The organism is Salinicoccus sp. Bachu38 (genome assembly GCF_038561955.2).
GTDB lineage: Bacteria > Bacillota > Bacilli > Staphylococcales > Salinicoccaceae > Salinicoccus > Salinicoccus bachuensis.
The window spans coordinates 2522238-2544512 of sequence record NZ_CP138333.2; the positions used below are offsets into that span (position 1 = coordinate 2522238).

Consider the following 22275-nt stretch of genomic DNA (forward strand, 5'->3'; position numbering starts at 1 on the left):
GATGATAAATAAAAACACCTCACCAATTATATGACTTTTATAAATATTGTCAATATGATAGACAAAAGCATTTGATGATTTGCAGTATGAATAAAAAGGAAGCCTTTGCTTCCTACTTGTTCAGACTCCCTAGTTTTCCACTCCATCAATCACCTGTTCCACCCCATTCAGATATAGGATGACCTCCTTCTTTGATTTGTTCGACATGGACATTCTCAGCCGATGCATCTGCAGAGTGGTCTCCCCCTCTGCTTCCGGTTCCGTTATTTCTACAGCGATTCTGGAGTCCGATTCCATATCTGCATCGAATTCCGAGCCGTCTGCCAGTCTGGATACAAGCAGTGGTTCCCCACCATCAAACTCATAGAAACGAATTTCTCCATCTTCGGTATCATCCTCAATCTGGTGCATCAATTCATCCGAAATCGAGCTGTGGGATTCCTCAACAAGCTCAGGTTCATCCGAGCATCCTGAAAGGATGCATACAGCAAACATCGCAGCAAATAAACGTTTCATGAGATTTCAATTCCCCTCTGTGTTCATTTGGTATCATCAATTCCATATTACCAAATATTAGAAATAATATGAATCCTATATGAAAGGAAGGCATGCTTCTTCCCGCTTATAGGAGTATCTCCCTCCATACCGGGGAATGGGATACTGAACCTTACTCTGAATTGGAGGAATATGAAATGGCAGATAAGAAACGCGAAGGACTGACGGCAGTCATTATAGGCGCTTCAAGCGGATTCGGGAAAGGCGTCGCACAGCAGCTTGCTGAAGAAGGGGCAAACGTTGTACTCGGCGCCCGCCGCACACATCTGATCGAGGAGCTCGCCAAAGAAATCGGGCCGTCGGCTTTGGCAGTGACGACGGACATCAGCAAGGAGGCGGATGTCGAAAAAATCCACGATGCCGCTCTTGAGAAATTCGGAAAAATTGATGTATGGATCAACATGGCAGGTGTGGGCCTCATCGGCTCCTACACCGAACTTCCCGTCGAGGATATGAAACGCCTGCTCGATATCAATGTATTCGGTACGATGATTGGGAGCCAGTACGCACTCAGAGAGTTCAAGAAGCAGAAATCCGGCACACTGATCAATGTCGGATCGATTGCCGCCAAAGTGCCATTCCCGTATTATACGAGCTATAGCGCAAGCAAGTTTGCAGTCTCCGGCCTAAGCTATGCCCTGCAAAGGGAGATGGAAGTGGAAGGATACGAGGATATCCACGTCTGCACTGTCCATCCATGGGCGACGGATACACCATGGTTCGACCATTCCGGAAACTATTCCGGACATCGTGCGCAGATGAAGCCGATGGATGAGCCAAAAAGCGTCATCGAGGCCACCATCGGCCTCATAGACAATTCACAGGAAAGTGTGGAAGTCGGCGTCAAGACCAAGGGATCCGCCATCTCTGAAAGCCTGTTGCCGGGACTCACCGAAAAGTTCAATGCAAACCATGTCAAAAATGTCATCGAGGATGCACCGGCATCTTCCGATACTTCCGGAACGCTCCATGAACCGATGGAAGACGGTACTGAGGTTTCTGCTGGATGGAAGACGCGGCTGAAGATGGACGAGTAGAATGGATATGGATGAAAGACAAAAAGGTGCAGGGCTCGTTTTGAGCCCTGCACCTTAATTTTATGCCAACACTTCTTTTGCCATGTTCTCCTTCACCATATCGATGAAGTACCTATGGAAGAGGAGTGAATCCGTCAGTTCCGGATGGAAGGAGATGCCGAGATGACGATCGGAACGCACTGCGACGATCTTCTCACCTACTTTGGACAGTACCTGCACATCTTCACCCGTAGCATCGATATGCGGTGCCCGAATGAAGACGGCAAGTGCCTTCTCTTCAAGGCCCCGGACATCGAGTTCCGCCTCGAAGCTGTCCACCTGCCTGCCGAACGAATTGCGTTCGACGGTGACGTCGAGCTTGCCGAGATGCCCCTCTTCCTGACCGATGACCCTTTCAGCGAGCAGTATGACACCGGCACAAGTGCCGAACATCGGCAGGGCACTTTCCCTCAGCGCCTCTGTGAAACCGTAGCGGTCCATGAGGCGCCGCATTGTGGTGGATTCTCCACCCGGGAGAATGAGGCCATCAATGTGTGTCAGCTCGTCCACACGCTTAATGGCGACCGCTTCCTGTCCACATGCCTCGACCATCCTCTGGTGTTCCCTTACAGCACCCTGCAAGGCGAGTATGCCGATTCTCATTACCAGCCGCGCTCCTGCATCCTGTCTTCGAGGGAGAGCTGGTTGATGTCGAGGCCTTTCATTGCTGTACCGAGCTCCTTCGCAAGCTTGCCGATCAGTTCATAGTCCTGATAGTGCGTCGTTGCCTCCACAATCGCTTTGGCGAACTTCTCAGGATTATCGGACTTGAATACACCGGAGCCGACGAACACGCCATCTGCACCAAGTTCCATCATCAGTGCCGCATCCTGCGGTGTCGCTACACCTCCGGCTGCAAAGTTGACGACGGGCAGTTTGCCCAATTCTTTTATTTCCTTCAGAATGTCATATGGCGCACCGTGGTTCTTCGCCTCGGTCATAAGCTCGTCATCGCTCATTACAGCGATCTGACGGACCTGCTGGTTGACCATGCGCATATGCCTCACCGCTTCCACAATGTTGCCTGTGCCCGGCTCCCCTTTCGTTCTGAGCATGGCTGCACCTTCTCCGATACGTCTGGCCGCTTCGCCGATATTCCGGCATCCGCAAACAAACGGTACTGTGTAGTCATCCTTTTTCAAATGGAATACTTCATCTGCCGGTGTCAGCACTTCTGATTCGTCGATGTAGTCGACGCCCATCGCTTCCAGCACACGTGCTTCCGTGATATGACCGATTCTACATTTCGCCATGACCGGTATGGATACGGCATTCATCACTTCCTCGACGATTCTCGGGTTACACGCCCTTGCCACACCGCCGGCTGCACGGATATCGGAAGGGACACGCTCCAGGGCCATGACTGCCACGGCACCTGCCGCCTCAGCCACCTTCGCCTGCTCCGCATTGACGACGTCCATGATGACGCCACCCTTCTGCATTTCCGCCATTCCTCTTTTGACTCTCTCAGTACCTGTCTGCTGCATCTATAACGACTCCTTCTATTGATATTATATTAAAATAGTATAGAATTAAATCTGAATACTTAGAAGTATCAGTTTAGAATAATTTTAGGGGGTCAGATTATGCTGATCAATCTGGACAGGCAATCGGATACACCGCTTTTCGAACAATTATACGGGGCACTCAAGGAACAGATACTGAATGGCGAGCTTGCAAGCGATCAGAAGCTGCCGAGCAAAAGGCAGATGAAGACGGATCTTGCCATCAGCCAGACGACGATCGAGCACGCCTACAACCTGCTGCTGGACGAAGACCTGATCTACAGCAGGGAGAAAAGCGGGTTCTATGTATCCGCCATCGAACAGCTCAAACAGGGGAAACCGGAGGCCGCACCCGAAATCAGACGACCCGTAAGGAAGGAATATGTGCTGCCACTCGGCACTATAGATACAACACTCGTCCAGAGCGATGTCCTGAAGCAGATTGCCAAGGAGGTCTATTCGGACCCAGAGCTTCTGAATAAAGGGGACGACAGCGGAGAAACGGTGCTGAAGGAACAGATCAGGCACTATCTGAATATCAACCGGGGCGTCACATGTTCCACCGATCAGATATTCATCGGCCCGTCGACGGAATTCCTGCTTGAGCAGGTGCTGTACCTGCTGAAATATCCTGAGATGACGATCGAAGATCCCGGTTATCCGGTCATCCGTAAAGTGCTCGATCGGCTCGACAGTGGCATGGACACGGCCCGGGTACTTGAAGATGGCATAGATATCGATCAGGTGGCGGACCTCGCCCATCCGGTCGTTCATGTCACCCCTTCCCATCAGTTTCCAAGCGGCGCCGTCATGTCCCTCCAGAAGCGCATCCAGCTGCTGAACCATGCAAGCAGCAATGGACACTATATCATCGAAGACGACTACGACAGCGAGTTTAGATATACAGGACGGCCCCTGCCTTCGTTGCAGGGACTCGATCAGAACGACCGCACCATCTATATGAGTACATTTTCAAAATCCCTCTACCCTTCCCTGAGGCTGTCCTGCATGGTACTGCCCGCATCACTTGCCGAACTTTATTATCAGAAGGCACTCTCATGCAACGTGCCCCGGCAGATGCAGCACATCGTCGCCCGTTTTATGGAACAGGGCTATCTGACACGCCACATCAACAGGATGCGCAAGGTCTACCGGAAGAAGATGGAAACCATTATCGCACGGGTCGCAGCGCATAGTGCTGTTGAAATTCACGGAGAGCATACAGGCATGCACTTCATCATCCGGGTGCCTGGCATGAACCTTGAAGAAGCTGCAGCAAACCATGGACTCGTCCACGGTAATGCCTATTCCTATGAGAAAAACCTTGAAGACACCGTCGTCGTGGGAATCGGGGAGAAGGAAACAGAGGAGATCATGGAGATTCTGGATCTTTTTCTTGAGGAGGTGGGTGTTTGAGGACAAAGAACGGCAAATTCCTATTCGTCCTCTGGCGTTTTGTGCACCGGGGGTGTGGCACACCCACACCCCATTCAGCGCAAAATAAAAAGACATGGATATTTCCATGTCTTTTGAGTGGGCCTAAGTGGACTCGAACCACCGACCTCACGCTTATCAGGCGTGCGCTCTAACCAGCTGAGCTATAGGCCCCTGTTATGTAATTGAAAATAAAAGTGGAGACTAGCGGGATCGAACCGCTGACCTCCTGCGTGCAAAGCAGGCGCTCTCCCAGCTGAGCTAAGCCCCCATCATGTAAATATAGAATATAAGAGTCGGGAAGACAGGATTCGAACCTGCGACCCCTTGGTCCCAAACCAAGTGCTCTACCAAGCTGAGCTACTTCCCGTCAGTTACTGACGCGCCCGAGAGGAGTCGAACCCCTAGCCTCTTGATCCGTAGTCAAACGCTCTATCCAATTGAGCTACGGGCGCATGAAACAAAAAAATAAAACGGCATGACCGCTTAAAAAATAATGGAGCGGAAGACGGGATTCGAACCCGCGACCCCCACCTTGGCAAGGTGATGTTCTACCACTGAACTACTTCCGCTTTATATTATGAAATTAAATATATGATGCGGGTGAAGGGACTCGAACCCCCACGCCGTTAAAGGCACTAGATCCTGATTCTAGCGCGTCTGCCAATTCCGCCACACCCGCATATATGAAATATAGAGGAGCGTATCCCCCGATTGGTTCCGTCATCCGTCAACTGGCTTCCGACTATTTGAAAATCAGATGGTGCCGGCCAGAGGAATCGAACCCCCAACCTACTGATTACAAGTCAGTTGCTCTGCCAATTGAGCTAGACCGGCTGAATCATTAAGTTTTAAATGGTGGAGAATGACGGGTTCGAACCGCCGACCCTCTGCTTGTAAGGCAGATGCTCTCCCAGCTGAGCTAATTCTCCTGAAAGATGCGTTGATTAATTGCGACTGTTTCATAATATACTATATACGCCGCCCAAGTCAACAAATACAAACATTTTAATAAGGAAATAATACACCCAAATGGAATTTTGGGCGTATTATTATATATTTACATTACTTTTGTCTCATGTAAGGGAACAGCAGTACGTCACGGATGGAAGCTGAATCTGTCAGCAGCATCACCAGACGGTCGATGCCGATGCCGAGTCCGCCTGTTGGCGGCATACCGTATTCAAGAGACTCGAGGAAGTCCTCGTCCATTTCGTGCGCTTCATCGTTGCCCGCTTCCTTTTCGGCAACCTGTGCTTCAAAACGCTGCCTTTGGTCAACCGGGTCATTGAGCTCTGTAAACGCATTCGCATGCTCCCGGCCGACGATGAACAGTTCGAAACGGTCTGTGAAGCGGGAATCTTTCGGGTTCTGCTTCGCCAGTGGTGAAATTTCAATCGGGTGGCCGTACACGAATGTCGGCTGGATGAGCGTCTCCTCGACTTTCTGCTCGAAGAATTCATTCAGGATGTGACCATACTTCATCGTATCCTGCACTTCGATGCCATGCTCTTTTGCCAGCTGATGTGCTTCCTCATCGGATTTCACTTCATAGAAGTCCACACCTGTCTGCTCCTTGATGGCATCCACGATGTGCACGCGTTTCCATCTTGGTGTCAGGTCGATCTGCTCCCCACCATATTCGACGACCATTGTCCCATTGACATGTTCGGCAATATGGGCGATCATCTCTTCTGTCAGATCCATGATGTCATGGAAGTCTGCGTAAGCTTCATACAATTCAATCATCGTGAATTCAGGGTTATGGCGGGTGGATACGCCTTCGTTTCTGAATACGCGGCCGATTTCATACACTTTCTCAAGTCCGCCGACGATGAGGCGTTTCAGATGGAGTTCGATCGCAATACGCATGAAGAGTTCCATATCGAGTGCATTATGATGCGTTACGAACGGACGTGCCTGCGCGCCGCCTGCGATGGTGTGCATCATCGGCGTTTCAACTTCAAGGAATCCACGCTGGTTCAGATAGTTGCGCATTTCCTGGATGATTCTGCTGCGTTTGATGAATGTATCTTTGGAGTCTTCACTTGTAATCAGGTCGAGATAGCGCTTGCGGTAGCGCTCCTCAACGTCCTTCAGACCATGATACTTGTCCGGCAGCGGGCGCAATGCTTTTGTGAGCAAAGTGAATTCCTGCGCTTTGACGGAGAGTTCCCCGGTGTTCGTCTTGAACATGACACCTTTGACTCCGACGATGTCCCCGAGATCTGCCTGCTTCCAGATATCGAATGCCGCTTCGCCCACCTGGTCTTTCCGCACGTAGATCTGGATCTGCCCCTTGATGTCCTGGATATGGGCGAAACCGGCTTTACCCTTGCCCCGCTTCGTCATCAGACGCCCTGCAATGACAGTGCCGGATTCTCCTTCTTTCTCTGCAAGTTCTTCTTTGGAAAATGCGTCCCACTCCTCTTTAAGTACATCGGTGTAGGCTGTACGTTCGAACTTCTCACCGAAAGGGTCGATGCCAAGGTCGATGAGCTGCTGCATTTTTTCTCTTCTGACGGTTATCTGATCATTTATTTCTTCACTCACTGATTTTCTCTCCTATACTATCATTTCATTTTGTTTTTCCGTTTGTTCATGAACGAAATTGTCTATTGCGCAGACAACTGCCTCTCTTGTTTCCGATTGGTTGATCGCCCTGCGTACATTGCCATTGCCCTTTATATTTTTCAGGTACCATGAAGCATGCTTGCGCATCTCCATGACCGCAATTTTTTCACCTTTGAGGTCGATCAGGCGGTCCATATGGAGCTTGAGCACTTCCATCTTCTCTTCGAGTCCGGGCTCCCCGATCAGTTCGCCTGTTTCAAGATAATGTACCGTCCTATAGATCATCCACGGGTTGCCGAGCGCTTCCCTTCCGATCATTACGGCATCCACACCGGTCTCATCCAGCATTTTCCAGGCAAGTTCCGGGGAGGTGACATCCCCATTGCCGATGACCGGAATGCTGACGGTTTCCTTGACCTGGCGGATGATATCCCAATCCGCTTCGCCTTCATACATCTGCTCGCGTGTGCGGCCATGCATGCTGATGGCGGCGGCACCCGCCTTTTCAGCCATTTTGGCATTCTCCACTGCGTAGATATGGTCGCTGTCCCAGCCGATGCGCATCTTCACCGTCACGGGCTTTGATACATTCTCGACCACTGCACTGACCATATCATATATCTTATCCGGATCCAGCAGCCACCGGGCACCGGCTTCGCACCTGATGATCTTGGACACCGGACACCCCATGTTGATGTCGATGATGTCGGCCGTTGTATTCTGGTCGACATATCTGGCAGCTTCGACGAGCGTATCTTTCTCCCCGCCGGATATCTGCAGCGACATCGGACGTTCATTTTCGTCTATATACAGCATCTTCATTGTCTTTTCGTTGCCGAACAGAAGTGCCTTGTCGCTGATCATCTCCGCACATACCAGCCCTGCACCGAACTCCTTGACCGTCAGCCTGAATGCCACGTTGGACACGCCTGCCATCGGTGCGAGCACGACCCTGTTGTCTATTTCCACATCGCCGATCCTAAACATTCGTTTCACCTGCCTCCAGCTCTTTCTTCATTGCTTCTATCGTTTTTCCCGTTCCCGGGTGGACGACATTCCCGGCAATTTCTGCCAGAGGCTCGAGGACGAAACTGCGCTTGTGCATTTCCGCATGTGGAATATTCAATTCATCCAGGGAAAGCTCCAGGTCCTCATAGAGCAGTATATCTATATCGATCGTGCGCGGTCCCCAAACTTCCTTCCTGATACGTCCCAGGTCATGTTCGACCGACAGGACGACTTCAAGAAGATCCAGGGGGGACACCCGCGTTTCAATCATGAGGCACATGTTCATGAAATCCGGCTGGTCTGTTTTGCCATAGGGCTCTGTTTCAAGGATGGAGGAGCGTTTGACAACTTCTATCGCTTCATGGTCATCAAGTTTTTGTATGGCAGATTCCAGATTGTTCCTGCGGTCTCCCATATTGCTTCCGAGTCCCAAATATACAACAGCCATTAATCTTCCCGCTTTCTATTCAATGTAATGCTGACGTTATCATAGTTGCCCTCTATCGGAGGGTTCACTTTAGTGATTGTCACTTCTGTCCCTACTATTTTATCATATTGGTCAAACAGCGCTTTCGACACTTTCTCTGCGAGATGTTCGATCAGGTTTACGGGATCACCTTTGATGATCTCCTCTATCATCTGATAGGCTTCACCATAATGGACGGTCTCTGTCAGGTCGTCTGTTGTGGAAGCCGGAGCGAGATCGAGATGCATCACGACATCCGTGATGAAGAACTGCCCCAGCGTGCGTTCCGCATCGAATACGCCATGGTATGCATACGTCTTTATGCCATTGATTCTGATGTTATCCATCCAGCTCCTCCTTGAGTTTCATATAGGCATCTGCAATCTTCCTGTTCAGCGCCACATTGTGCACGCGAACCGCTCTGACACCTTTGTCGATGCCGTAGATCGTCGTTGCAGCGGTTGCCTCATCACGTTCCGACGCCTGTGTATCCTCTTCGGCGAGCGCTTTGACCATGCGCTTGCGGCTTGTTGCCAGAAGGATCGGATAGCCTGTTGCCACGAGTTCTTCCAGACGGCGCATCACCGTCAGTTCCTCGGTGCGTGTCTTGACGAATCCGATGCCGGGATCGAGCCAGATCTTATCTTCCTTCACGCCATGCTCTTTTGCCAGGGCGACGGAAGCCATCAGTTCTTCAATCATGTCACGGACCACGTCCCCGTATCGGCCATGGGTGTTATTATGCATCAGAAAAATAGGCACATTATGTTCACTGGCAACGTCGAGTATCGTTTCATCATACGTGCCGCGCCACTGGTCATTGATCATCGTCGCTCCTGCAGCAAGTGCCTCTCGGGCCACATCCCCGCGGAAAGTATCGATGGATATATCCACACCGAGATCCCTGATCGCTTCGATGACAGGGACCACACGGCCACTCTCCTCTTCTGCACTGATTTCAGTATGGCCCGGGCGGGTGGAATAGCCGCCGACATCAATGATGTCCACACCTTCCTCCACCATCTGCCGGGCTCTTCCGACAGCATCCTCCACAGCGTGGTACTTGCCGCCATCACTGAATGAATCCGGTGTAACATTCAGGATGCCCATAATCTGAAGTCGTTTCATACTATCATCCTCTATTCCACAATAATAGACATATTATAACATGTATGGCTGATGAAATATAATGGCTTCCAGGGAAAATAAAATACCATACCCCCAAGGGATATGGCATTCAATATGGCTGTTATCAATCTTCGAAATTGAATAGCGGTGTGGAGAGGTACCTCTCACCATTGGACGGCAGCACAGTGATTACACTCTTGCCTTTTCCAACCTTCTTCGCCACTTCAAGGCTTGCCAGCACTGCTGCTCCGGAGGAGATCCCACCGAGTATGCCTTCTTTGGCTGCAAGTTCGCGCGCCCATTCCATCGCTTCCTCATTGCCGATCTGGATGACTTCATCGTAGATCTCGGTATTCAGAGTCTTGGGTACAAAGCCGGCACCAAGTCCCTGGAGCTTATGTGGCCCCGGGTCCCCGCCACTCAGTACTGGAGAATCCTTCGGTTCCACTGCATAGATCCTAAGATCGGGATATGCCTCCTTCAGCACCTTGCCGGCGCCTGAAATGGTGCCGCCTGTTCCGATGCCTGAAACGAATCCGGCAACGTCGAGGCCTTCTGTCTGTTCGACCAGTTCGCGCCCTGTCGTCTTTTCGTGGATTTCAGGGTTCGCCATGTTTTCGAACTGCTGCGGCATGAAGTAGCCATGCTTTTCAACAAGCTCTTCCGCCTTTTTGATTGCGCCCTTCATACCTTCGGCACCAGGTGTAAGAATGAGTTCTGCACCATATGCCTTGAGCAGGTTGCGGCGTTCCTTACTCATCGTATCCGGCATGACAAGGATTGTCTTGTACCCTTTACTTGCTGCGACCATCGCAAGGCCGATACCTGTATTTCCGCTTGTCGGTTCGATGATTGTCGTATCTTCGTTCAATACGCCTTCTTCCTCGGCGCGCTCGATCATGGAGAGTGCGATACGGTCCTTGACCGAACTTCCAGGGTTCATGAATTCCAGCTTCACGTAAATATCGGCCATGTTATCGTCTGTCAGATTATTAAGCTTCACAAGTGGCGTGTTGCCGATGACTTCTGTAATGCTATTATAAAGTTTACTCATAACAATCTCCCTCTTATCCATACTTGTTAACTATGGATAACATACCATTTTTTGTTTCCCAAATCAATTTTAATGCGTGATGAGTTCCTGAAGTTCTTCCTTTTCAATCCACACTTTGTTGCGGCAGAAATGGCAGTCTGCTTCAGCGCCGCCATCTTCCTTGATCATGGCGACGATTTCGGATGGATCCAGGGAAGCAATCGCATTGATGAACCGTTCCTTCGAACAGCTGCACTCGAACTCTACCGGCATTTCATCCAGCACTCTCCAATTTTCCTGTCCGATCGCTTCGTCAATGATCTCCTGTGGGGACAGGCCCTGGTCGATCAATTTGGACACGGGGGTCATTTCCTTTGCCCGTTCGTCCAGGAATGCCATCGTTTCATCACTTGCGCCCGGCATGACCTGGATGATGAAGCCGCCAGAAGCCTTGATTGTATTGTCAGGGTTGACCAGAACTCCAAGCGCCACGATGGATGGAATCTGCTCACTGGCATAGAAGTAGTAGGAGAAGTCCTCTCCGATTTCCCCGGAGACGATTTCCGTGGAACCTGTAAAGTGCTCCTTCAACCCTATGTCTTTGGCAACATTGACAAACCCGTCCGTGCCTACAGCACGGCGCACATCAAGCTTCCCAACATCATTGAGCGGGAAATGCACATGCGGGTTCCCAAGATAGCCGCGGACCTTGCCTTTTGCATTGCTGTCGACGACAATTGCACCGATTGGTCCGCCTCCCTGGACGGTGACCGTTGCCTTCTCTTCATTCTTAAGCATGGCACCCATCATGAGTCCTGCAGTCATCGTCCGGCCGAGTGCCGCTGCAGCAGTCGGATAGGCACCATGCCTTGTTACTGCTTCATTTACTGTATCTGTAGTATCTACAGAAAAAATACGAATTTCATCATTCATTCCAATCCCTCTGATCAGGTGGTCCATTGGAATTCCTCCTTATAAATCACCAAAAGTCGCCCGTAGGCGACTTGGCATTAGTTTCTTCTGTTATCTTCTTCCCACTGCTGCGCCCTTTCCCTCTGCCTGTCTGCAGAAGGACTTTCCTGGGTGTTCCTCTCTTGTGGGTATTCCCCCTGTTCGACCGGCTGCTCTCTGCGTTCATCGTAGCGGGAAGTCTCTTCCTCTTCAACCGCGTCACGTGATTCCGCTTCGTCTGAACGGTCGCTCAGCCCTTCTTTGACATCTTCATAGGATGGTCCGATTTTGTCGTCTTCTTCCTCATGGCTGTCATCATAATTGCGTTCCGGCAACTTGCCACGATAGAAGAGTCCTTCGATCTGTTCACGGTCCAATGTTTCTTCAACAAGCAGTGTTTCTGCGATGAGGGTGAGCTGCTCCTGATGTTCCGTCAATATCTCACGGCAGCGTTCATACTGTGTTTTGACGATATGCTGCATCTCCTGGTCGATTTCATAGGCGATGCGGTCGGAGTAGTTTGCATCCGACTGCATGTCTTTGCCCAGGAATACCTGGCCATTCGACTCCCCGAACTGGAGCGGTCCGAGTTTATCACTCATGCCGTATTCAGTCACCATGCTGCGTGCGATGCCTGTAGATCTCTGGAAGTCATTATGGGCCCCTGTCGACACTTCACCAAAGTTGATCTCCTCGGAGACACGGCCACCAAGCAATCCGACAATCTTATCTTCGAGCTCGGGCTTCGTCATGAAGTAGCGGTCCTCTTTCGGAAGCATCACCGCGTAGCCGCCGGCCTGCCCACGTGGCACGATCGTGACCTTGTGGACCATATCGGCATCGTCGAGTACCATGCCGATGACCGTGTGTCCAGCTTCGTGGAATGCAACGATATTGCGTTCCTTCTCGGATATGACACGGCTCTTCTTCGCCGGTCCGGCGATTACCCTGTCTGTCGCTTCATCGACATCACGCATATCAATCTTGCTTTTATTCTGTCTTGCAGCAACGAGTGCCGCTTCATTCAGCAGGTTTTCAAGGTCTGCCCCTGAGAAGCCTGGTGTCCTGGCGGCAAGAGCCCCCAGATCCACCGTATCATCGAACGGCTTGCCTTTGGAGTGTACTTTGAGCACCGCTTCACGCCCTTTGACATCCGGGCGGCCGACAGGAATTTGTCTGTCGAAACGGCCTGGACGGAGCAGTGCCGGGTCGAGGATGTCCGGTCTGTTTGTTGCTGCAATCATGATGATGCCTTCGTTCTCACCGAAACCATCCATTTCAACAAGCAGCTGGTTCAGTGTCTGTTCACGTTCATCATGACCGCCACCGACGCCTGCACCACGCTGGCGTCCCACTGCATCGATTTCATCGATGAAGATGATGCATGGCGCGTTCTTCTTGGCATTCTCGAAAAGGTCACGTACACGGGATGCACCGACCCCGACGAACATTTCCACAAAGTCGGAACCACTGATTGAGAAGAAAGGTACGCCCGCCTCTCCGGCTACCGCCTTTGCGATCAGTGTCTTACCTGTACCCGGCGGGCCGACAAGCAGCACACCTTTCGGGATTTTTGCACCGATGCGGTCGAAACGGCGTGGATCTTTCAGGAAGTCCACCACTTCGATGAGTTCCTGCTTTTCTTCATCTGCGCCCGCAACATCCTCGAAGCGGACCTTCTTCTTGCTCTGGTCATAGAGCTTCGCCTTGCTCTTGCCGAAGTTCATTACGCGGCCGCCACCGCCACCGCCGCCTTGTGCCTGACTCATCAGGAACAGGAAGAGGAAGAGGATGAGAAGCAATGGGATGAACGTAAACAGCATGCTCGTCCAAGGACTCTGCTCTTCGGCAGGTTCGATTGTAAAGTTCAAGTCTTCCTGGGCTCTTGCTGTATCAAGAATCTGGTCCAGGTCTTCAGTGCTGTTATATGGAATCACCGAGGTAAAGGATTCCTGCTCATTCTGGCCGGATAGACGGCCTTCGATGAGGTATACGTTCTGCTCTGGCTGAATCGTGAGTTCTTCTATATTACCGGCATCCAGTTCTTCAAGGAACTCTCCATACTGGAGTTCCTCCTCAAGTGCTGAATCGCCATTGAAACTTTGAAATATACCAAACATTATGACTGATAATATCAATATCAGTACTATGTTACGGCCTACATTCTTAGGCATCCGTAAACCTCCATTTCTAGTACGACTAAAAGAAATAATACCATGATTTCACACTATTATTCCACTGTTTTGACTTACTGGTAAAGCTCAGGTTTCAATAGTCCGATATATGGCAGATTCCGATATTTTTCATCAAAATCCAGGCCATAACCGACGACGAAACCATCAGGTATTTCCGTTCCTACGTATTTTACGTCCACATCAAGCTTTCTGTTTATGGGCTTGTCCAGCAACGTCACTATTTCCAGTGATGCTGCATTCCTGTATTCGATCAGATCGATGATCGAATTCAATGTTGTGCCTGTTTCTATGATGTCCTCCACCACAAGAACATGACGGCCGTCCACAGAATTGGACAGGTCTTTGAGGATTTTGACCTCACCGGAGGATTTCGTTCCTACATAGCTGGAGACATCCATGAAATCTATTTCCAGATGCGTATCTATGTACTTGATCAGATCGCCCATGAACATGATGGAACCCTTGAGCAGGCCGACCAGTATCGGTGTCTTTCCCTCGTAGTCTTCAGTAATCCGCTTACCGAGCCGTTCTGCTATGTTCTGAATTTCCTCTTCGGATAGTACAACTTCGCTTATATCATTTCTCAGGCTCATCCGTAAACTCCTTTTCAATAAGTAATCGGCTGTTCTTTTCCTTGTTACCCATTATATTATAAATTTCACCCAGTGCAATAATTTGGTGGTCCGAATCCAGAATGACCGGCATTTTTTCCCGCTCGTCCCGGGGGACTTTCCCGTCGATGAAAATACGGGACAGCTTTTTCGTCCCGGTACCGGGTATCTTCATGCGGTCTCCCGCTTCCTTCGTCCTCACCTCGAGTGGATATTGGTGTGCCGCGAGCCTGGTGGTGATCCTGTACCCGTTGAAGACATAGCTGCCATCCCTCTCGATCCTCAGGACATCCACATTTTCATCCTTACCCTGTTTTCTGGTGATTTGATCATATGATATGACAATGCTTGTCTTTCCGGCTTCAAACGCGGCATTTGCCGTGTCCGAGGCGATGACCGCCATGATTTCTTCGATGTATCGGCGTCTCAGCTCCACTCCGTCCGCCTTCAGCCAGGCCTGCATGATGTAGAACCTGATGATGTGCTTCTGTGCATTGAAGGCACTCCTCGGAAGGGTCTTCGACCGACCTTCCAGAAAAGTCTCCGCTTCGGCTTTCAGTATCCCATCAATGTCTGCCATATCATCACGCAGACGGATCAGATGCTCTTCCTGCAGATGCGCACTCTCTTTGATCGAGGGCATGAGGCGGTGCCGGATGTAGTTCCTTGTATAGTCGGTGCCGCTGTTCGTTTCGTCTTCGAAATGGACGACGCCATGATGCCGTGCGTATGCGGCGATCTCCTCCCGCGTTGCGCCGATCAACGGGCGGACCACCCTGTAGTCCACCATATCCCTATCAGAAGGTATCCCCATCGCACCCGGAAGATGGCGGCCTGAAAGGAGGGAGTGGAGAATGGTTTCATACTGGTCATCCAGATGATGTGCTGTGAGCAGTATGGAGGCTCCATGCTTCTTCATCATCGTGTCGAAAAACTGGTAGCGGGCTTCCCTTGCACGTTCCTGGCTGAATGCATCCGATGGTATGTCCAAGGTCGTCATCTCGCATATATGACCGTCCTGCTGTGCCATCTTCATTATGTATTCCGCCTCCTCAATTGAAGCTGTCCGCTGTCCATGATTCACATGGAGGAGAATCAGCTGTCCGGAGGCGTATGCATGCGTTGTCCTGAGCACATGATACAGCACCATCGAATCCATCCCGCCTGATATTGCGAGGGCAATCGTTTCATCCTGTTTCCATGGACTGAAGAGCTCCATACTCTCACCCTTCTCAAAATAAAATAAGACGATTACTGGAATCGTCTATATATCTATTTATTATTTGCCTCTTCCACCACGGCGTGATTCGGTCTGTCTTTTGATTGTAGACATGCGGTCTTCGCTGTCTTTCAGGAAGCTTGAAAGTTTCTTTTCGAAGTCTTCCGGAGACGGATCCTTGCGTGGTTTCGGCTTAGGTTTTGGATCTTTGGCTTTTTTGATGGACAGACTGATCTTACCGTCATCACCAACGGATAGGACCTTCACTTCAACTTCTTCGCCTACACTAAGGTGCTCATTGATATCCTCTACATACTGATCTGCAACCTCACTGATGTGAACGAGCCCTGTCTTACCTCCCGGCAACTGGACAAATGCACCGAAATTCTTTATACCCGTGACTTTCCCTTTTACTTTACTGCCCACTTCAACTGACATGTTAATATATTATCCTCCCAATTATCATTTAATCTTCTTCCATCATATCATTAAAAAGAAAAATAATCATTACATTATTGTAATGATTATTCCCCATTTTCCTCTTTCTCTGCTTTCTCTTCCTCCAGATCGGAGAGGTTGAAGACGATCTCCCCCTCTTCCGACAGGAAGAACTCACTGCGTGCTATACGTGTAATATAGTCATCATCATTCAATTGTTTGATCTGCTGTTCCAGGTCCTTCGCTTCGGTTTTGCGTTCGTCAAGCACGACCTGGGCCTGGACCAGCTCTTCATGGATCAGCTGATTCTGGTTTTTCTGATTAAAGGCAATGATGAGAAGAATCCCAACTACCACCAGCAGCATGCTGCCGAATAGCAGGGTCCGTCTCTTTGCCACACGATTTTCATCCTGTTTCGTTTTCTTTTCCTTTTCACGTTTCCTAGTGTAATTGTTAATGACCTTAACAACTTTACTCACGGCACCACACCCTCAATTTGTCCGTTGTCTACCTTTAAAATACACTATAAACGTGCTGTTTGCTAGAGAAAACTGGAATCCTTTTCAATTTTCTGTTCTTTTATTATCTTGTACATCCGATCGGCATCTTCCTTCTTCGCATGCGCTTCGAGCTGCACCACTTCCAGCGTGACGATCTTCCTGCCAAACTCTATCTCGACGATGTCCCCGACAGAGAGGTCCGTTCCTGCCTTTGCCGCCCTGTTATTGACCTTCACCCGGCCTTCATCACTGATTTCCTTGGCAAGTGTACGCCTTTTGATCACTCTGGACACTTTCAGAAATTTATCAAGTCTCATCCCTATCCCCTCCTTCTTTTAGAATATCTTCCAGCGCACGTTCATGATGGATCGTCTCCTTCATCCATTCCAATACAATTTCACCGTATGCCTTCTCGTACTTCACCTTCTCCTTCTTGCCTTCTTTCGCCTTCGCCTCAGACCACACCCGGCTCAGGTCATCAAGCGACTCCACCGATGCTTCACCGAATACATGCGGGTGGCGTCTGACGACTTTGGCATTCAGGCTGTCCAGCACATCATAGAAGTCGAAATATCCGTTCTTCTTGCCGATGGCGCTATGGAGGGCGACCTGGAGGAGGATATCTCCAAGCTCTTCAACGATTGCATCGTCATCCTGCCTTTCGATCGCTTCGATCACTTCATAAGTCTCTTCGATCAGATGGCGTTCGATTGATTCATGTGTCTGAACCTTATCCCACGGGCACCCCTCTTCACCGACAAGTATATCAAATATTTCCGTCATATGATGGATGTCACGCTGTGCCATGCTGCTGTCCTCGACACGGGGGATGTAGAGGCAGAGGAGATTGCTCTGTATGTCCAGATGATCAATTTCATGAAGTGCCATGCTGTAGACCTGTTCTTCGGCACTGCCCGCAGCATCCACGACCTCCACCCGGGTCTCTGCCGGATAATAGTCCAGAAGGGAAAGCTTGGCCTCCCCGAGGCTGTACTGGTCATAGACCTGCGTAATCAGCGTGTGCTGATGGTAGTCCAGCTCACCTGCCTTGAAGCTTGTCCCGTCCAGCACCTGGAACCCTTCATTCACAGGCACCTTGAGGGCGGTGATGACCGCATCGATGAAGCTCTGACCGCCGGATATTGCCAAGGTCACTTCACCGTTCCTCTCCCGTTCGATCAGAAGTTCCGTCGTCGTTTCATAGAAGAGGGGGTGGCCCGGCACAGCGTAGAGCACCTCCCCTTGCTCCGCTTCTTCCATAAGCGCCGCCACTATGGCGTGATAGGTCGCCTCGAAAGTTTCATTCTGTTCATACAGATGATCGAAATCAACCAGTTCCACTCCAAGTTCAGCCAAAGCCGAAACCGCCGGATGATCCTTCGTACGCAGGTGGATGCGTCCGGCATTCTCCAGACGGCGCCATATGCCGAGGGGCATCTGGTCAAGATCCGAACTCCCGAGTCCGATTATTTCTATATGCTTCATACCGCTTCCTCCATTCTGCTATCCTGCACTGCTTCCAATATGTCGACAAGCTGGGCGACATCCCGGCTCCGGATGGTGATCCTCATCTCCCCATCCTGGACGGATATGTTCATGATACGCCCATAATCCTGCGTATCCATGAACAGTTTCTCACCGTCGATCTGCCCGGTCGCCTGCTTTGATACGTGAAGATAGAAATTGCGCTTGTCCTCTTTGACGTGATAGATGCCGAACATCAATGCATGGACCTTGATCCGTACGAGCTGCAGCAGACGCTCCACCTCCACCGGGTATTCCCCGAAGCGGTCCAGCAGTTCATCTTCGATATCGCGTACTGCTTCTATCGACTCCGCCTTCCTCAGACGTTTGTAGATGTCGATCTTGGATTGTTCATGGGAAATATAGGAGGCCGGTATATAGGCATCCAGCGTCACATCGATCGGTATGTTGACCGGTTCCGGTTCCGGCTCTCCGCCCTGCTTCTCCTTGACCGCCGTCTCGAGCATTTCGGAATAGAGCTCATAGCCGACCGAATCGATGAATCCGGACTGGTGTTTTCCGAGCAGATTGCCTGCACCACGGATGTTCAGATCGCGCATCGCAATTTTGAAGCCGCTGCCGAGTTCCGTGTACTCCTTGATCGCTTCAAGCCTTTTTTCAGCCACTTCGGTCAGCACCTTGTCGGGCTGATGGAAGAGATAGGCATAGCTGATGCGGTTGCTCCGCCCCACACGGCCGCGCAGCTGATAGAGCTGGCTCAGCCCGAAGCGGTCGGCATCCTCGATGATGAGGGTGTTCGCATTCGGGACATCGACTCCCGTTTCGATGATCGTGGTGGTGACGAGGACATCGTACTCGCCATTGACGAAGGCCATCATCGTCTCCTCCACTTCCTTTTCATTCATCTTGGCATGCATGACACCGACTTCTGCGTCAGGGACCATGGCTTCAACGTGCGCCTTTTTCTGATAGATCGTATCCACACGATTATGCAGGTAGAACACCTGGCCGTCACGTGCGAGCTCACGCTCTATCGCTTCCCGTACAAAATCCGCCTGGTATTCGAGCACATATGTCTGGACCGGGAAACGGTTCTCAGGGGGTGTCTCGATGACGGAAAGGTCCCTTACCCCCGAAAGGCTCATATGCAGCGTTCTTGGAATCGGCGTTGCAGTCAGCGTCAGCACATCCACATTGGTCCTCAGCTGTTTGATCTTCTCCTTGTGACGGACGCCAAAACGTTGCTCCTCATCGACGACAAGCAGTCCAAGATCCTTGAACTGGACATCCTTTCCGAGGATCTTGTGCGTACCGACCACGATGTCGACGGTACCCTTCTTCAGGCCTTCCTTCGTCTTCTTCAGCTGTCCAGGAGTCCGGAAGCGGCTCATCATATCCACGTTGATCGGAAAATCTTCGATGCGTTCAATCATATTTTCGTAGTGCTGGGCTGCAAGTATGGTCGTCGGTACAAGGAAAGCCACCTGTTTGCCATCCTGCACTGCCTTGAAGGCCGCCCGTATCGCGACTTCCGTCTTGCCGTAGCCTACATCTCCGCAAAGCAGGCGGTCCATCGGACGCAGGGATTCCATGTCCTTTTTGATTTCATTGATGGAAGCCACCTGGTCGGGCGTCGGTTCATAGGGGAACCGCTCTTCGAAGGAGGACTGCATATCCGTATCGTCGGAAAAAGAAAATCCTTCAGCCTGGCTTCTTTCCTGATACAGCTTGATCAGTTCTTCGGCAATTTCGTTCACATTGGCTTCGACCTTCGCCTTCGTCTTCTTCCATTCCGTGCCGCCTAGCTTGTGCATCTTCGGCTGGCCATCGTCACTGGCAATGTATTTCTGCACGAGGTCCATCTGATCGACCGGAATATAGAGCTGGTCGGTCCCTTTATACTGCAATTTCATATAGTCATTATGGATGCCGCCGACCTCAAGCGTCTCGATGCCGAGGTAGCGTCCCACTCCGTGGTGGACATGCACTACATAGTCACCGACATTCAATTCCTGATATGATTTGATCTTTTCGGCATTGGAGATCTTCTTCGCCCGCTTCTTCTTGCGGGTGGTCTTGTTGTACAGCTCCTTGGAACCGAGTACAGCCACTTTCATGAAGGGCAGTATGAACCCTTTGGACAGGGTGCCCTGGGTCAGCACAATGCCCGAATCGGTTGGAATCTCTTCGATGTAGCTCGGGATTTTCAAGTCCTCGAGCAGCTGGCGTGTCTTGTCGATTTCATCCTCGTCACGGAGGACGATGTTGATCATATAGCCATCATTCAGCATCCTGTTGAGGTTTGAGGCAAGTATGTCGTACTGCCCGTAATAGATTTCGGTCGGACGTACCGAAATTTTGACGATATGCCCCATCTCCACAGGCATGCTTTTGGTGAAGAGGGTGAAATAGGTGGTGCCCCGAAGGGAGAGCAGGCGCTCGTACTGACCTTCCAGGAAATTCCCGCCCCCCTTGAACATCCGCCCCGCTTCCACCATCGATTCGTAGTAGCTGCTGACCGAATTGAACTCCGATTCATAGGCTGCCGCCATGTTCTTCACTTCGTCGATGATGACGCGGTGCCCGTCACTGATATAGTCAAGGATGGAGATGTCCTGGTCGGTGAGCAGTCTGCTGTAGTGGACGAGATGATTGAATGTCTGGTCCGGATGCGTGACCGTGTCATAGTACTCATCCAGTGTCTCCATGCCTGCCTGGTCGAGTTTCGCCCTCGTCTCATGGTAGAGCGCCTCTATTTTTCCAAGCAGCTGCGCACGTTCCTCACGTTCAATGATATATTCTGCGTGCGGTTCCATCGTGATGGAACCGATATTTTCGATTGAACGCTGTGTTTCAGGATCGATGGACCTGAGCGAATCGACTTCATCATCGAACAGTTCAATCCTGACAAGCTGTTCCGACATGTATATGTCGATGATGTCTCCGCGTACTGCAAATTCACCGAAATGGACGGCCTGGTTCATCCTTCTGTAGCCGAGGCTCACCAGATCCTCGATGAACTGGTCATAATCAAGTATGCTGCCGACTTCGATCGTCTTTTCATAACTGAGCAGCTTCTCTTTCGGCATCACCGGCTTGAGCAGTGCATGCACAGGTACGACAAATAGCCCCGGCTCATTATGGGCCAGAGCAAACAGGCTGCTCATCCGCGACTTCATGAATTCGGGGCTCTGCTTGGCATGATTTTCTATCATGATGTCACCGACCGGGAAAGTATGGACATTATCCATCATATCCATCAATGGGTTTGCCAACTTCTCCATCTGATGGTTGTTCTGGACGAACAGTACGACCGGCCGGTCCTCAGCCTGAACCAGTTCATACAGCAATGCCGGTTTGAAATCATCGTTGATGCCCGTGACCATCATATTCAATGCATCCTTGTGACCGGCGACTTCAAGGAAGCGTTCATCATTCTGTATTTTCTGAGATACTTTATCATTCATCTACATCACCGTTATATTCCGTCATCACTTCTTCGAATGGCTGCGTCAGAAAGGCAGCCGATGCTTCGGAAGTGCGTGTGATGACCTTTTCTATCAGGGGCTGCTCACTTTTGGGAAATCTGGCAAGAACATACCCGGGTATGGATGCACCGGGCGCCGGGCGGTCGATGCCGATTCTGATCCGCTTGTACTTTTCGGTCCCGAGATGCTGGTTGAGCGACTTGATGCCATTGTGGCCGCCGCCACTCCCTTTCTTCCTGAGACGCAACCTGCCGACAGGCAGATCGAGATCATCATACAACACAAGGATATCATCCACATCCACCTTGTAGTAGTCGATGAGCGGACGCACGCCCTCGCCACTCAAATTCATGAAAGTCTGGGGCTTGACGAGCATCACCTTCTCGCCTTTGTGGTAGCCGACGCCGATAAGGCATTTGAATTTCTTGTTTGTCATTTCGATTCCGAGCATATCAGCCATATGGTCCACAGCCATGAAGCCGATATTATGCCTCGTGTTATCATACTTTTTTCCTGGATTTCCAAGTCCAATTACGCATTTCATCTCCATCACCTCATACAACGTTAAAAAAGGCGATGGGAAATCCACCGCCGTGATCATGCATAATA

21 protein-coding genes and 8 tRNA genes are annotated in these 22275 nt (G+C 50.7%); 2 read left to right on the forward strand and 27 right to left on the reverse strand.

Annotation, left to right across the window (positions count from 1 at the left end; genetic code table 11):
* Nucleotides 1-129 precede the first annotated feature (129 nt).
* Nucleotides 130-516, reverse strand: coding sequence for a hypothetical protein (locus RQP18_RS12760; protein WP_342388059.1), 387 nt, complete (start codon nt 514-516; stop codon nt 130-132).
* A gap of 176 nt (nt 517-692) precedes the next feature.
* Here RQP18_RS12760 and RQP18_RS12765 point away from each other — a divergent pair, with 176 nt between their 5' ends.
* On the forward strand, nt 693-1592 hold the full coding sequence (locus tag RQP18_RS12765) for an SDR family NAD(P)-dependent oxidoreductase (RefSeq protein ID WP_342388060.1): 900 nt from the start codon (nt 693-695) through the stop codon (nt 1590-1592).
* Between the two features lie 60 nt (nt 1593-1652).
* Here the strand turns inward: RQP18_RS12765 and pdxT are convergent, their stop codons facing one another.
* Together pdxT and pdxS are read right to left on the reverse strand one after the other, a co-directional pair.
* Nucleotides 1653-2234: a pyridoxal 5'-phosphate synthase glutaminase subunit PdxT gene (gene pdxT, locus RQP18_RS12770; protein WP_342388061.1), complete on the reverse strand. Its 582-nt coding sequence runs from the start codon at nt 2232-2234 to the stop codon at nt 1653-1655.
* Nucleotides 2234-3118: a pyridoxal 5'-phosphate synthase lyase subunit PdxS gene (gene pdxS / locus RQP18_RS12775; protein WP_342388062.1), complete on the reverse strand. Its 885-nt coding sequence runs from the start codon at nt 3116-3118 to the stop codon at nt 2234-2236. Before pdxS ends, pdxT begins: the two co-directional genes overlap by 1 nt.
* A gap of 99 nt (nt 3119-3217) precedes the next feature.
* On the opposite strand from pdxS, the gene RQP18_RS12780 reads away from it, so the two are divergent.
* Nucleotides 3218-4552, forward strand: a complete 1335-nt coding sequence (locus tag RQP18_RS12780; RefSeq protein WP_342388063.1) for a PLP-dependent aminotransferase family protein — start codon at nt 3218-3220, stop codon at nt 4550-4552.
* Nucleotides 4553-4670: 118 nt separating this feature from the next.
* Here RQP18_RS12780 and RQP18_RS12785 read toward each other — a convergent pair.
* The 24 genes from RQP18_RS12785 to pth form a co-directional block, all read right to left on the reverse strand.
* A tRNA-Ile gene (locus RQP18_RS12785) sits at nt 4671-4744 on the reverse strand.
* Between the two features lie 24 nt (nt 4745-4768).
* Nucleotides 4769-4841, reverse strand: a tRNA-Ala gene (locus RQP18_RS12790).
* Nucleotides 4842-4866: 25 nt separating this feature from the next.
* Nucleotides 4867-4940, reverse strand: a tRNA-Pro gene (locus RQP18_RS12795).
* A gap of 11 nt (nt 4941-4951) precedes the next feature.
* A tRNA-Arg gene (locus tag RQP18_RS12800) sits at nt 4952-5025 on the reverse strand.
* A gap of 42 nt (nt 5026-5067) precedes the next feature.
* Nucleotides 5068-5142: transfer RNA gene (locus tag RQP18_RS12805), tRNA-Gly, on the reverse strand.
* 26 nt (nt 5143-5168) lie between these two features.
* Nucleotides 5169-5252: transfer RNA gene (locus RQP18_RS12810), tRNA-Leu, on the reverse strand.
* 79 nt (nt 5253-5331) lie between these two features.
* Nucleotides 5332-5407, reverse strand: a tRNA-Thr gene (locus RQP18_RS12815).
* A 19-nt stretch (nt 5408-5426) separates the two neighbouring features.
* A tRNA-Val gene (locus RQP18_RS12820) sits at nt 5427-5502 on the reverse strand.
* 133 nt (nt 5503-5635) lie between these two features.
* Nucleotides 5636-7123 (reverse strand): lysine--tRNA ligase, encoded by a 1488-nt coding sequence (lysS, locus tag RQP18_RS12825; protein ID WP_342388064.1) that lies wholly within the window; start codon nt 7121-7123, stop codon nt 5636-5638.
* Nucleotides 7124-7135: 12 nt separating this feature from the next.
* Nucleotides 7136-8131: a tRNA dihydrouridine synthase DusB gene (dusB, locus tag RQP18_RS12830; RefSeq protein WP_342388065.1), complete on the reverse strand. Its 996-nt coding sequence runs from the start codon at nt 8129-8131 to the stop codon at nt 7136-7138.
* Nucleotides 8124-8600 (reverse strand): 2-amino-4-hydroxy-6-hydroxymethyldihydropteridine diphosphokinase, encoded by a 477-nt coding sequence (gene folK / locus RQP18_RS12835; RefSeq protein ID WP_342388066.1) that lies wholly within the window; start codon nt 8598-8600, stop codon nt 8124-8126. Before folK ends, dusB begins: the two co-directional genes overlap by 8 nt.
* Nucleotides 8600-8965, reverse strand: a complete 366-nt coding sequence (gene folB / locus RQP18_RS12840; protein WP_342388067.1) for a dihydroneopterin aldolase — start codon at nt 8963-8965, stop codon at nt 8600-8602. Before folB ends, folK begins: the two co-directional genes overlap by 1 nt.
* Complete coding sequence (gene folP / locus RQP18_RS12845; protein WP_342388068.1) at nt 8958-9746, reverse strand: dihydropteroate synthase; 789 nt, start codon at nt 9744-9746, stop codon at nt 8958-8960. Before folP ends, folB begins: the two co-directional genes overlap by 8 nt.
* Before the next feature lie 124 nt (nt 9747-9870).
* Entirely contained in the window at nt 9871-10800 is a 930-nt protein-coding gene (cysK, locus tag RQP18_RS12850) for a cysteine synthase A (RefSeq protein ID WP_342388069.1), read from the reverse strand.
* Nucleotides 10801-10869: 69 nt separating this feature from the next.
* A complete protein-coding gene (hslO, locus tag RQP18_RS12855) occupies nt 10870-11745 on the reverse strand; it encodes an Hsp33 family molecular chaperone HslO (protein WP_342389416.1) in 876 nt (291 codons plus the stop codon).
* Nucleotides 11746-11789: 44 nt separating this feature from the next.
* Nucleotides 11790-13904, reverse strand: coding sequence for an ATP-dependent zinc metalloprotease FtsH (gene ftsH / locus RQP18_RS12860; protein ID WP_342388070.1), 2115 nt, complete (start codon nt 13902-13904; stop codon nt 11790-11792).
* 74 nt (nt 13905-13978) lie between these two features.
* A complete protein-coding gene (gene hpt / locus RQP18_RS12865) occupies nt 13979-14512 on the reverse strand; it encodes a hypoxanthine phosphoribosyltransferase (protein WP_342389417.1) in 534 nt (177 codons plus the stop codon).
* Nucleotides 14502-15755, reverse strand: a complete 1254-nt coding sequence (gene tilS, locus RQP18_RS12870; protein ID WP_342388071.1) for a tRNA lysidine(34) synthetase TilS — start codon at nt 15753-15755, stop codon at nt 14502-14504. Before tilS ends, hpt begins: the two co-directional genes overlap by 11 nt.
* 60 nt (nt 15756-15815) lie before the next feature.
* Entirely contained in the window at nt 15816-16193 is a 378-nt protein-coding gene (locus RQP18_RS12875; protein WP_342388072.1) for a S1 domain-containing RNA-binding protein, read from the reverse strand.
* An 86-nt stretch (nt 16194-16279) separates the two neighbouring features.
* Nucleotides 16280-16672, reverse strand: a complete 393-nt coding sequence (locus RQP18_RS12880) for an FtsB family cell division protein (RefSeq protein WP_342388073.1) — start codon at nt 16670-16672, stop codon at nt 16280-16282.
* Nucleotides 16673-16734: 62 nt separating this feature from the next.
* A complete protein-coding gene (locus tag RQP18_RS12885; RefSeq protein WP_342388074.1) occupies nt 16735-17010 on the reverse strand; it encodes an RNA-binding S4 domain-containing protein in 276 nt (91 codons plus the stop codon).
* Nucleotides 17000-18178, reverse strand: coding sequence for a MazG nucleotide pyrophosphohydrolase domain-containing protein (locus RQP18_RS12890; RefSeq protein ID WP_342388075.1), 1179 nt, complete (start codon nt 18176-18178; stop codon nt 17000-17002). The genes RQP18_RS12885 and RQP18_RS12890 overlap by 11 nt, the downstream gene beginning before the upstream one ends.
* Nucleotides 18175-21645 (reverse strand): transcription-repair coupling factor, encoded by a 3471-nt coding sequence (gene mfd, locus RQP18_RS12895; protein ID WP_342388076.1) that lies wholly within the window; start codon nt 21643-21645, stop codon nt 18175-18177. Before mfd ends, RQP18_RS12890 begins: the two co-directional genes overlap by 4 nt.
* On the reverse strand, nt 21638-22210 hold the full coding sequence (gene pth, locus RQP18_RS12900; protein ID WP_342388077.1) for an aminoacyl-tRNA hydrolase: 573 nt from the start codon (nt 22208-22210) through the stop codon (nt 21638-21640). Before pth ends, mfd begins: the two co-directional genes overlap by 8 nt.
* Nucleotides 22211-22275 lie beyond the last annotated feature (65 nt).